This window comes from Amycolatopsis sp. NPDC051106 (assembly GCF_040682775.1).
Classification (GTDB): domain Bacteria; phylum Actinomycetota; class Actinomycetes; order Mycobacteriales; family Pseudonocardiaceae; genus Amycolatopsis.
Genome location: NZ_JBFBBQ010000093.1, coordinates 1 through 11,319 on the forward strand (window position 1 = coordinate 1; position 11,319 = coordinate 11,319).

Below are 11,319 nucleotides of genomic sequence, written 5' to 3' on the forward strand. Positions count from 1 at the left end.
GGTGAACAAGCGCCCCAATGTGGCCTTCGGTGCGTCAGACGCACCCAAGGCGGCCTTCGGTGCGTTCAACGCAACCAAGGCCACATTGGGGCGCTCTGGTCAAGCCGGGGCGACCGCGGCCCAGGGGACCGTCAGCTCACCCAGGCGGATCCGCGGGTCCGGCACCGGCCAGCCACGAGCCACCAGCAGCCGGACCGTCTCCAGCCAGCGCGACTTCACCCCGAACGCCTGCTGCGGCGCGGCCGTGGCCCAGCAGATGTCCAGCTCGGAGAGCAAAGCGTGGACTCGCTCACCCGGGACGTTCCGGTGGATCAGCGCCTTCGGCAGCCGTTCGGCGATCGTCGACGGCTTCTCGAGTCCCGCCAGCCGCATCGACAACGTCAGCGAAACCGGCCCGGAGGAAGACACCAGCACCCACGTCGACAGCCGGCCGATCTCGTCGCACGTGCCCTCGACCAGCAGGCCGCCCGGGGCCATCGAGTCCAGCACCAGCCCCCACGCGCCCGCGACCTCGTCCTCCGCGTACTGCCGCAGGACGTTGAACGCGCGCACCAGCACCGGCCGCGTCCCGGCCAGCTCGAACCCGCCGCGGCGGAAATCCAGCAACGGTGGCGACGCGGCGGGCAACGCGGCAGCGACCCGCGCGGGATCCAGCTCCAGGCCCAGCACCCGGACGTCCGGCCGGACGCGCCGCAGCCACCGGGCCAGCTCGACGGTCGTCACCGGCGATGCGCCGTAACCGAGGTCGACGACCAGCGGCGAGGCGGCCGCGCGGAGCAGCCGGGTCGTCGCGGGCGCGTACGTGATCCACCGGTCGACCCGGCGAAGGCGGTTGGGATTGGTCGTGCCGCGGGTCGGTGCGCCGACCGGGCTCAGTTTGGTTCGGTGAGCCACTTCGCCGTGAATTCGGCCTCGCGCTCCAGCAGCTTCGTGACCTGCTCGGCGATCACGGTCTCCAGCTTCCCGCCGAACAGCGGGATCCGGACCGTGACCTCGCCGCTGATCCGCAGCACCGTCCGGTCGTCCTTGGCCAGCAAGGCCGTCCGCGCGGTGATCTCGCCGGGGACGCCGCCGACCTCGACCGTCGCGGTGCCCTGCCGGCCGGTGCCGTCGTTGCTGACGCGCCACGTCTGCGTGCGGGTCACCAGCAGGTCGCCCTTGTGCAGCGTCCGCACCGCCTGCGGCAGCTTGTCCGCGCTGATGCCCTGCCGCAGCTCGTACCGCAGGTCCGTGCCGGAGACGTCGTACGACAGCAGCGCCGCGCCGTGCCCGCCGAGCTCCTCGAGCCGTGCCCGCAGCGCCTCTTCACCGGCGACCGCCGCGTACGTCGCGGCGACGTCGGCGGAGAACTCAGCACGGTGCTCGATCCGGGATCCCATGAGCCGGACAGTACCGTCAGACGCGTGAACACCGCCCGAACTCCCGCCCTCCCGAAGCTCGCCGCGTACACCACGCTGCGCCTCGGCGGCCCGGCTCGCCGGTTCGTCAGCGCCGTGACCAGCGAAGACCTCGTCGCGGCGGTCCGCGAGGCCGACGCGGCGGGCGAGCCGGTGCTGCTGCTCGGCGGCGGCTCCAACCTGGTGGTCGGCGACGCGGGGTTCGAGGGCACGCTCATCGAGGTGGCGAACACCGGCTGGCGCCGCGACGGTGACGTCGTGGACGTCGAAGCCGGCCAGAACTGGGACGCGTTCGTCGCCGGGCTCGTCGAAGCGGGCCTCGGCGGCCTCGAATGCCTCTCCGGCATCCCGGGCAGCGTCGGCGCGACGCCGATCCAGAACGTCGGCGCGTATGGCTGCGAAGTCGCCGAGTCGATCGTCTCGGTGGAGCTGTACGACCGCCGGACGCGCGAAGTGCGCACGCTCAAGGCCGACGAACTCGGCTTCGCCTACCGCACCAGCGTCCTCAAGGGCACCGACTCCGGCGTCGTCCTGGCGGTCCGCTTCGAAATCCGCGAAGACGGCCTCTCGGCGCCCATCCGCTACGCCGAGCTGGCGCGCACCCTCGGTGTCGAGATCGGCGCCCGCGTGCCGGCGGCCGAAGCGCGCGAAGCGGTGCTCAAGCTGCGTCGCGGCAAGGGCATGGTGCTCGACCCGGACGACCACGACACGTGGAGCGCGGGCTCGTTCTTCACCAACCCGATCGTCCCGTCGGCCCAGGCGGAAGCGGTGCTGGCGCGCATCACGGACGCTGTCGGCGCCGAGGTCCCGCAGTACCCGGCCGACGGCGGCGTCAAGCTGTCCGCGGCCTGGCTGATCGAGCGCGCCGGCTTCGCGAAGGGGTACCCCGGGCCGGGGAACCGCGTCTCGCTGTCGACGAAGCACACCCTCGCGCTGACCAACCGCGGTGACGCGACGACCGAAGACCTCTTGGGGCTGGCCCGAGAGGTCCGCGATGGGGTTTTCGCGCGGTTCGGCGTCCGGCTGCACCCCGAACCGCTCTTGATCAACTGCGTCATTTGAGCCGAACCGGGCAACCTGGACGTGTATGAGACGTCATTGTCGACATAGGCGGCGCCACCTGATCGGATGGTCTTCACCTTTCGGGAGGTAACGTCGGGTGGGCCACCAGCGCTAAGGGCGTGGACCCGCTGGTCGGTGGGGGATACACAGGAGGTTTCGGTGATCGAACGGCGTACGGTCTTCAAGGCCGCTCTGGCGGCGGGGGCCGCCCTGGTCGCCGCGGCGTGTTCGAGCACGAACGACGGCACCGCGCTGCCCACCGGCGCCGCGGGTGCCGACGGCGAGAGCGCGCAGCCCGTGGCGAAGATCACGGCCGAGCCCGCGGTCAACGCGAAGGACGTCGCCGTCCTCAAGCCGGTCACCATCAAGGTCGCCGACGGCAAGCTCACCGACTGCAAGGTGACCGCGGACGGCGGCAAGGCCGTCAAGGGCGACACCGCGCCGGACGGGCTCACCTGGACCAGTTCCGAGCCGCTCGGCTACGGCAAGACCTACACCTACGCGGCCAAGGCCACCGGCACCGACGGCAAGCCGGCCGAGCTCACCGGCACGTTCACCACGATCAGCCCGGCCAAGCAGGTCCGCGCGACGCTGAACCCGGCCGACAACCAGCAGGTCGGCGTGGCCATGCCGATCAGCGTCAAGTTCGCGTCGCCGGTCAAGGACCGCAAGGCGGTCGAGAAGGCCCTGTCCGTGAAGACGGACAAGGACGTCGAAGGCGCCTGGGGCTGGCTGTCGGACAGCCAGGTCGACTACCGGCCGAAGGAGTACTGGCCGCAGAACATCACCGTGAGCGTCGAGGCGAAGCTCTACGGCGTCGAGCTGGGTGGCGGCGCGTACGGCAAGGCCGACGTGACCACGAAGTTCAAGATCGGCCGCAACCAGGTCGTCAAGATCAACACGCCCGAGCACCAGATGCACGTCTACCGCGGCGGCTCGCAGGTCAAGAGCTACCCGTGCGCGAACGGCCTGGACGGCGAGGTCGACCGCAACACCCCCAACGGCACCTACATCATCATGAGCAAGGAACCGTCGGCGATCTTCGACAACGCGCGCTACGGCTACACGAACGTCAACAAGAAGTGGGCCTGCCGGTTCTCCAACCACGGCGAGTTCATCCACGAGAACCAGGACAACGCGGCCAACATCGGGAAGACCAACAACTCCCACGGCTGCGTCAACCTCCTCGAGGCCGACGCCAAGGACTACTTCGACTCGGCCCTGGTCGGCGACCCGGTCGAGATCACCGGCTCGCAGCTGTCCGCGCCGATGAACTCCGACGTCAAGGACTGGAACTACAGCTGGGCGGCCTGGCAAGGGCTGGGTGCGAAGTAACCCGTGCGCACCGAAGTCGTCGGGCACGGCGGGACGCGGCTCGGCCTGCGGGTCGAAGGCGCCGGCAACAGCACACCGATCGTGTTCGTGCACGGCTGGGCGCAGTCGGCGGGCTGCTGGGCCGCGCAGCTCGCCGACCCGGCGCTGACCGAGCGGTTCCGGCTGGTCGCGATGGACCTGCGCGGCCACGGCGCGTCCGACGTCCCGGCCACCGGCTACGACGACCCGGTCGTCTGGGCCGACGACCTCGCCGCGGTGCTCGACTTCGCCGGACCCGGCGCGATCGTCGTCGCCTGGTCCTACGGCGGCCTGGTGCTCACCGACCACATCCGCGTGCACGGCACCGCACGGCTGCGCGGCATCGTGCTCGTCGGCGCGATCACCGAAATCGGCCGCGACCGCGCGGGCGGGCGCGTCGGCCCGCTGATGCGCGAGCACATGCGGGCGATGCTTTCGGACGATCCGGACATCGCGGTCCCGGCGCTCACCGCGTTCAGCCGCGACATGACCGGCGGCCCGGTACCCGGCGCCCAGGTCCAAGCCCTGCTCGGGGCTTCTCTGAGCGTGCCCCCTTCGGTCCGCGCGGCCCTCTTCCGCCGGGACATCGGCGGCGACGAAGTCCTGGCCACGGTCGACAAACCCACCCTCGTCGTGCACGGCTCCCGCGACGGCGTGATCGACCCGTCGACGGCGGAGCACACGATCGGGAAGATTCCGGGTGCCACCGGGCGTTGGTTCCTTGACGGGGGGCATGCGCCCTTCGCCGAGTCCGCGGACGAGTTCGACGCGGTGCTCCGGCAGTTCGCCGAGGAATGCTGACGTAACGCGGGAGACGACCAGGTGACCAGCTCCATCCGGGGGTTCCGTGCTGGGTTTTCCGGGGCCGAGCCCCAGACCCCGGCCGGGGGGCGAGCCCCCCTGGGCCCCCCGAAAGCAGCGGTTCCGCGCCGGGTCGCGGTGCTGTCCGTGCACACTTCGCCGCTTGAGCAGCCGGGAACAGGCGACGCGGGCGGGATGAACGTCTACGTCAGCCAGACAGCGACCGAAATGGCCCGCCTCGGGGTCGAGGTCGAGGTCTTCACCCGCGCGACGGCGTCGGACCAGCCACCGGTCGTCGAGCTGGCGCCGGGCGTGACCGTCCGGCACGTGCAGGCGGGCCCGTTCGAGCCGCTGAGCCGCGATGAGCTGCCCGCGCAGCTGTGCGCGTTCACCTCCGGCGTGCTGCGCACCGAGGCGTTCCACGAGCCCGGCTACTACGACCTCATCCACTCGCACTACTGGCTCTCGGGTCAGGTCGGCTGGCTGGCGCGCGACCGGTGGTCCGTGCCGCTGGTGCACACCGCGCACACCCTGGCGAAGGTGAAGAACGCCGCGCTCGCCGAAGGCGACAAGCCCGAGCCGCGCATCCGCGTGATCGGCGAGGAGCAGGTGGTCGCCGAGGCCGACCGGCTGGTCGCCAACACCGCGGTCGAGGCGCGGCAGCTGATCGACCTCTACGACGCCGAGCCGCACGCGGTGCACGCCGTGCCGCCGGGTGTCGACCTCGAACGCTTCACGCCGGGTCCCCGGCAGGACGCCCGTGCTTTCCTCGGCCTGGCCGACGACGACGTCGTGCTGGCCTTCGCCGGGCGGATCCAGCCGCTGAAGGCGCCGGACGTGCTGCTGCACGCCGCGGCGGCCATGCTGCGCCGCCGCCCCGAGCTGGCGCCGCGCCTGGTCGTGCTGATCGTCGGCGGCCCGTCCGGCACCGGGCTGGAGCAGCCGCAGGCCCTGCGCGAGCTGGCGGTCTCGCTGGGCATCGAGCGGCAGGTCCGGTTCCTGCCGCCGCAGCCGGGTGCGGCGCTCGCGCGGGTGTTCCGCGCCGCCGACGTCGTCGCGGTGCCCAGCTACAACGAGTCGTTCGGGCTGGTCGCGCTGGAGGCGCAGGCCTGCGGGACGCCGGTGGTCGCGGCCGAGGTCGGCGGGCTGCCGGTGGCGGTGCCGCACGGCGTGTCCGGCCTGCTGGTTCCCGGCCACGGCGCCGAGGAGTGGGCGGACGCGCTGGCCGCGGTCGCCCTGCGCCCGGACCGGCGCGCCGAGCTCGGCGCGAACGCCGTCGTGCACGCGCGGCGGTTCTCCTGGCGCCGCACGACGGACGCGCTGCTGGACATCTATGCTCAGGCCACCAGCGCTTTCCGGCACGCGCTGGACCTGCGCACGGAGGTGGCGGTGTGAGCCTGGACGAGCTGATCCAGTCTACTTTGGACTCAGCGGAGCTGAAGTACGACAAACGCGGTCCTGGCAAGTACTTCGTCACGCTGCCGGGGACGAAGAAGCTGCAGACGAACGCGTGGCTCGTCGACGGCGACCACGCGTTTTCGGTGGAGGCCTTCGTCTGCCGGCGTCCCGATGAGTCCCATGAGGACGTTTACCGGTTCCTGTTGCAGCGCAACGCGAAGCTCTACGGCGTGCACTACACAGTGGACAGTCTCGGGGACATCTACCTGGTCGGCCGGTTCGGCAAGGAGACGATGTCCGCCGACGAGCTCGACAAGGTGCTCGGCCAGGTCCTGGAAGCCGCCGACGGCGACTTCAACACGCTGCTGGAGATCGGCTTCGCGACGTCGATCAAGCGCGAGTGGGACTGGCGCGTCTCCCGCGGCGAGTCGCTGGCCAACCTGCAGGCGTTCAAGCACCTCGTGGCGCCCGCGCAGCCGCACGAACCGGGCTTGACCGAGTCGTGACCCGGACCGTGCAACGGTCCTGAACCGGACATCCGTCTCATCGCCAGTCGAAACTGGAGGGAGACGCAGGATGCGGACTCGATGGAGAGCGGCGCTCGCGATCACGGCGGTGGCGTTCGTGCTGGCCGGCTGCTCGGCGGCGGAGAACGGAGCGTCCACGGCGGACAGTGCGGGGCCGGCGCGCGTGCCCGCCGCGCCCCAGCAGGGCACCGGCGCCGGGAAGCCCGAGCAGAATTCCAAGGTGACGCCGCCCCAGGCCGGCGCCACCGATCGCAAGCTTTCGCGCAGCGCGCGGCTGGAGCTGACGGCGACCAAGGTCGTCGACGTCGTCGCGGAGGCCCGCGGGATCGCGCTGGGCGCCGGCGGCTACACCGGGCAGGAGGCCACGGGCGAGACCTCGGCGACGCTGTCGCTGGCGGTGCCCGCGGACAAGCTCGACCCGGTGCTCGACCAGCTTTCGCACCTGGGCTCTTCGCTGGTCAAGCGCGAGCTGAACACCCAGGACGTGACCGAGCAGGTCGTCGACGTCGAAGCGCGGCTGGCGACGCAGCGCAAGTCGGTCGAGCGGATCCGCGCGCTGCTCTCGCAGGCGACTTCGGTGTCGGACATCACGTCGATCGAGAGTGAGCTGACGAGCCGCGAGTCGACGCTCGAGTCGTTGGAGCAGCAGCGGAACTCCCTGGCCGGCAGCGTCGCGATGGCGACGGTGGCGATGAGCATCCGCAGCGTGGCGGCGCCGGCACCGGCGCCGCAGGAGGATCGCAGCGGGTTCCTCGGCGGGCTGGCCGGTGGCTGGGACGCGTTCCTGACCTTCGGCGGGGGACTGCTGACGGTGCTGGGCGCGGTCGCGCCGTTCCTGCTGATCGTGGTGCCGCTGGGGTGGCTGGGCTGGCGGCTGAACCGCCGTCGCCGCCCGGTGAAGCCGGAGCCGGGGCCTGCCGAGGTGTGAGGTCGCGCGCCGGCGCTCCGGAAGGTTGGGCGGAACAGGCGGGACGGCTCGAGGGAGGGGGGAGTCGCGATCTCGAGCCGCCCCGCTGAAGTTCCCGCCGATCAGGACCCGGTGACGAGGGGGGTGCCAACGGGGCCGGGCGGGCCGCGGCTCGGCAGGGGGGAGACGAGCCGCGGTCGAAGCCCGAAACCGGCCGGGGAGTGCGTGGAATCCGGCCGCTCGGGACGTAAGCCAACCTGTCAGATCTCGACCTGTAATCACAAGACTACTCACTAGTCCGTTCAGGTGAACTTCAGTCGGGACGATAACGGTGTGCAGTTTGATGCCCGGAATTTGCGCGTTGTTGGCACTCGGACTTGTCGAAGAGTGAGGTGTTACTTCGCGGTAACACACTCTGGGTAGGACGCGAGGTCACCGGTCGATCGAGTGGTCCGGTCTGGCAGGCTGTTCCCCATGGCCGAGATTGGGACGTTGGTGCTGCTCCGCCACGGGCAGAGCACGTGGAACGCGGAAAACCTGTTCACCGGCTGGGTGGACGTGCCGCTGTCGGAGCAGGGCGAGGGCGAAGCCCGCCTGGGCGGGCAGCTGCTGTCGGACTCCGGGCTGCTGCCGGACGTGGTGCACACCTCGCTGCTGCGCCGGGCGATCTCCACCGCGAACATCGCGCTGGACGCCGCCGACCGGCACTGGATCCCGGTGAAGCGCGACTGGCGCCTCAACGAGCGCCACTACGGCGCGCTGCAGGGCAAGAACAAGAAGCAGACCCTCGACGAGTTCGGCGAGGAGCAGTTCATGCTCTGGCGCCGCTCGTACGACACCCCGCCGCCGGCGATCGACCCGAAGGACGAGTGGAGCCAGGCGGGCGACGCGCGGTACGCGAACCTCGGCGACGAAGCGCCGCTGACCGAGTGCCTCAAGGACGTCGTCGAGCGGCTGCTGCCGTACTGGGAGTCCGAAATCGTGCCGGACCTGCGGGCGGGCAAGACCGTGCTGGTCGCCGCGCACGGTAACTCCCTGCGCGCGCTGGTGAAGCACCTCGACGGGATCTCCGACGCCGACATCGCCGGCCTCAACATCCCGACCGGCATCCCGCTGCGCTACGACCTCACGGCCGACCTGAAGCCGGTCAAGGCGGGCGGCGAGTACCTCGACCCCGAGGCCGCCAAGGAAGCCGCCGCCGCGGTGGCGAACCAGGGCCGCTGACGCAAGTCCGTGAAGGCCTCCTTACCGGTCGAAATCGCCGGTGAGGAGGCCTTCCTGGACTTCATGAGGCGGTGACTGTCCGGACCGCGGTCGCTTTCCACGTGGTGCCTTCGCGGACCAGGTCGAGTTCGGTGGTGTAGGGGCGGTCGGTGGTGCCGGTGGGGCCGGTCACCTTCAGCGTCGTGAAGAACAGCACGCTCGCTGTTCCGCCGGTGAGCTTGGTGACGCCGGCCAGTGGGTTCGGCCCGAGGGTGACCTTCGTGCCGCTCTTGCGGATCGCGTCGACGTAGGTGGCCTTCTTCGCGCGGTAGTCGTCCAGCAACGGCCCGGCCGAGACCGCTTCGGCTCGCGCGTACGAGCCTTCCGGGTCGCCGCTGTCGGTCGTGAACAGCGCGCTGGTGACCGTGCGCGCGCCGGCCAGTGCCGCGTCGCGCAGGCCCGCGGGGGTGCCGTCGTCCGGGTGCGGCGCGGGCGGTGGCTCCGCCGGGTTCACCGCGACGTCGGCGAGCAGCCAGCGCCCGCCCGCCCGCTGCGCGGTGAACGCGGCCGTGGCCAGCCCCTTCGAGGTCCCGTTGACCTGCTCCAGCACGGCCAGCTCCCGGATCCGGTCGCCGCTCAGCTCGAGCGCCGCGTTCCGGACGACCCGCGTGGTCAGGTGCACGGCCTGCGGGCTCTTCCGGACCTGGTCGAACAGGAGCGTGAGCTGGTCCTTCGCCGCTCCGGTGACGTTCGCCGCGACGGCCTGGTCGAACGCCGCCGGGTTCGCCGAGTCGTAGCTGAAGACCGCCTCGGCCGCGGTCTTCACGGCGTCGAGCGCGGCGGCCGTTCCGGGTCCGTTGACGAGCGCCAGGTTGCCGGTGAGCGGTGTGGCCGTGCCGGAGACCGCCGAGGAACACGCCGATGTCACTAGGACCAGGACCAGCGACGGCAGCGCTCGCTTCACAGCAGCCCGGCTTCGCGGGCCCGCGCCCCGGCCTGGAACCGCGACGACGCGCCGAGGATCTCCATCAGCTCCGCCACCCGCCGCCGGTAGGTCCGCAGGCCCACGCCGAGGGTGCGGGCCGCCGTCTCGTCCTTGCAGCCGGACGCCAGCTGATCGAGGATCTCGCGCGCGCCCAGCTCGGTGAACCGGGCCTGGTAGGACTCGAGGTCGGTGGCGCCCGCCCAGGCCGCCTCGTACAGCGACTGGATGCCCTGGACCAGCTCCGGGCTGCTGACGACGGTGTAGCTGCGGACGCCCCCGACGTTGTCGCCGGCCACGATCGCGATCCGGCGGTCCAGCAGGATCGTCTCGTTGACCTCGCGCTCGGTGATGCGGATGCGCGCGCCGTGCGTGGCCATGAACCGCAGGTGCTCCGCCAGCGCCGGGTCGAACAGGACGCCGGGCAGGTACATCTTGCGCACGTTCGTGTCGCGCACGGCCTGCTCCCGCTCGGGCGCGGTCGGGTGTGCCACCGACCACGTGTGCAGGTCGCGCGCCGCGCACGAAACCTCCGTCGCGGCCGCGAACAGGTGGGCCGTCCGCTCGAACAGCTCGGCCTCACCGCGCACCACGACGACGTCGCTGACTCTCTCCACGCATTCCATTCTGGCAGCTAAATGCCATTCCCGGCGCCGCTCGCGCCGGATCGCGAGGCTGGAGCCATGACCACGAACACCCTTCCCGCCGCCGCGGCGGGCACCTGGCAGCTCGGCTCCTTCGAAGTCAACCGGCTCGGCTTCGGCGCCATGCGCCTGATGTCCACTTCGGACGGCGGCATCCGCGACCGCGAGACGTCGATCGCCGTGCTCCGCCGTGCCGTCGAGCTCGGCGTCAACCACATCGACACCGCCGTCTTCTACTTCGCCGGCCCGCGCTCGGCGAACGAGCTGATCAACCGCGCCCTCGCGCCGTACGACGGCCTGACGATCACCACCAAGGTCGGCCCGGGCCGCGACTTCACCGGCGCGTTCTACACCGCCCGGCCGGACCAGCTGCGGGCCCAGGTCGAAGAGAACCTCCGCGGGTTGGGCGTCGACCACCTCGATGTCGCCAACTACCGGATCGGCGAGGGCCTCGACCGCGGGGAAGGCTCGCTCGCCGACGGCTTCGGCGCGCTCGCCGAGCTGCGGCAGGAGGGGCTGATCCGCGAGCTGGGCATCTCCAACGTCGCGCCGCACCACCTGACCGAGGCGCTCGAGATCGCGCCGGTCGTCTGCGTCCAGAACCAGTACGGCCTCACCGCGCGGCGGGAGGACGACGAGCTCGTCCGGATGTGCGCCGACCGTGGGATCGCCTTCGTGCCGTTCTTCGCCGTCGCGAGCGGGGCGGGCGAGGACGCCCGCGTCGCCGAGGTCGCGCGCCGGCACGACGCCACCCCGGCCCAGGTGCGGCTCGCGTGGACCCTCCACCAAGGACCGCACGTGCTCGCCATCCCGGGCACCGGCGATGTCGCGCACCTCGAGCAGAACGTCGCCGCGGCGGCCCTGCGGCTCACCGAGGAGGACCTGAAGACTCTCGACGGTGACGCGTGATTCACCCGGAATGTCTCGCCGGGGAATCGATCGGGTGAACGCCGGCTGAAGCGGCGGCGAACATGTCCTCCCCAGGTGTCGCGGTGCTCACGACAAGGCGGACAACGCTAGGCCGAAGGACCACTTCTCAGCTTAC

12 protein-coding genes are annotated in these 11,319 nt (G+C 71.3%); 8 read left to right on the plus strand and 4 right to left on the minus strand.

Going from position 1 to position 11,319, the window contains the following annotated elements; all coding sequences use genetic code 11:
- Nucleotides 1–99 precede the first annotated feature (99 nt).
- Entirely contained in the window at nt 100–894 is a 795-nt protein-coding gene (locus AB0M83_RS40150; RefSeq protein WP_364525682.1) for a class I SAM-dependent methyltransferase, read from the minus strand.
- Nucleotides 873–1,379 (minus strand): DUF2505 domain-containing protein, encoded by a 507-nt coding sequence (locus AB0M83_RS40155; RefSeq protein ID WP_364525684.1) that lies wholly within the window; start codon nt 1,377–1,379, stop codon nt 873–875. The genes AB0M83_RS40150 and AB0M83_RS40155 overlap by 22 nt, the downstream gene beginning before the upstream one ends.
- Before the next feature lie 24 nt (nt 1,380–1,403).
- Here AB0M83_RS40155 and AB0M83_RS40160 point away from each other — a divergent pair, with 24 nt between their 5' ends.
- The 7 genes from AB0M83_RS40160 to AB0M83_RS40190 all read left to right on the plus strand — a co-directional run bounded on the left by AB0M83_RS40160 (nt 1,404) and on the right by AB0M83_RS40190 (nt 8,669).
- Complete coding sequence (locus AB0M83_RS40160; RefSeq protein ID WP_364525686.1) at nt 1,404–2,459, plus strand: UDP-N-acetylmuramate dehydrogenase; 1,056 nt, start codon at nt 1,404–1,406, stop codon at nt 2,457–2,459.
- Between the two features lie 159 nt (nt 2,460–2,618).
- Entirely contained in the window at nt 2,619–3,794 is a 1,176-nt protein-coding gene (locus tag AB0M83_RS40165) for an Ig-like domain-containing protein (RefSeq protein ID WP_364525688.1), read from the plus strand.
- 3 nt (nt 3,795–3,797) lie between these two features.
- Nucleotides 3,798–4,613, plus strand: coding sequence for an alpha/beta hydrolase (locus AB0M83_RS40170; protein WP_364525690.1), 816 nt, complete (start codon nt 3,798–3,800; stop codon nt 4,611–4,613).
- Between the two features lie 99 nt (nt 4,614–4,712).
- Nucleotides 4,713–6,008 carry a D-inositol-3-phosphate glycosyltransferase gene (mshA, locus tag AB0M83_RS40175; RefSeq protein WP_364525740.1) on the plus strand — a complete coding sequence of 432 codons (1,296 nt, stop codon included), beginning with the start codon at nt 4,713–4,715 and terminating at the stop codon, nt 6,006–6,008.
- Nucleotides 6,005–6,517 carry a YbjN domain-containing protein gene (locus AB0M83_RS40180; RefSeq protein ID WP_364525692.1) on the plus strand — a complete coding sequence of 171 codons (513 nt, stop codon included), beginning with the start codon at nt 6,005–6,007 and terminating at the stop codon, nt 6,515–6,517. The genes mshA and AB0M83_RS40180 overlap by 4 nt, the downstream gene beginning before the upstream one ends.
- A gap of 70 nt (nt 6,518–6,587) precedes the next feature.
- Nucleotides 6,588–7,466: a DUF4349 domain-containing protein gene (locus AB0M83_RS40185; protein ID WP_364525694.1), complete on the plus strand. Its 879-nt coding sequence runs from the start codon at nt 6,588–6,590 to the stop codon at nt 7,464–7,466.
- Between the two features lie 453 nt (nt 7,467–7,919).
- Nucleotides 7,920–8,669 (plus strand): phosphoglyceromutase, encoded by a 750-nt coding sequence (locus AB0M83_RS40190; protein ID WP_364525696.1) that lies wholly within the window; start codon nt 7,920–7,922, stop codon nt 8,667–8,669.
- A 61-nt stretch (nt 8,670–8,730) separates the two neighbouring features.
- Here the strand turns inward: AB0M83_RS40190 and AB0M83_RS40195 are convergent, their stop codons facing one another.
- Nucleotides 8,731–9,612, minus strand: a complete 882-nt coding sequence (locus AB0M83_RS40195; protein WP_364525698.1) for a hypothetical protein — start codon at nt 9,610–9,612, stop codon at nt 8,731–8,733.
- A complete protein-coding gene (locus AB0M83_RS40200; protein ID WP_364525700.1) occupies nt 9,609–10,247 on the minus strand; it encodes a DNA-binding response regulator in 639 nt (212 codons plus the stop codon). Before AB0M83_RS40200 ends, AB0M83_RS40195 begins: the two co-directional genes overlap by 4 nt.
- Nucleotides 10,248–10,313: 66 nt before the next feature.
- On the opposite strand from AB0M83_RS40200, the gene AB0M83_RS40205 reads away from it, so the two are divergent.
- Entirely contained in the window at nt 10,314–11,183 is an 870-nt protein-coding gene (locus AB0M83_RS40205) for an oxidoreductase (RefSeq protein WP_364525702.1), read from the plus strand.
- The last annotated feature ends 136 nt before the right edge of the window (nt 11,184–11,319 follow it).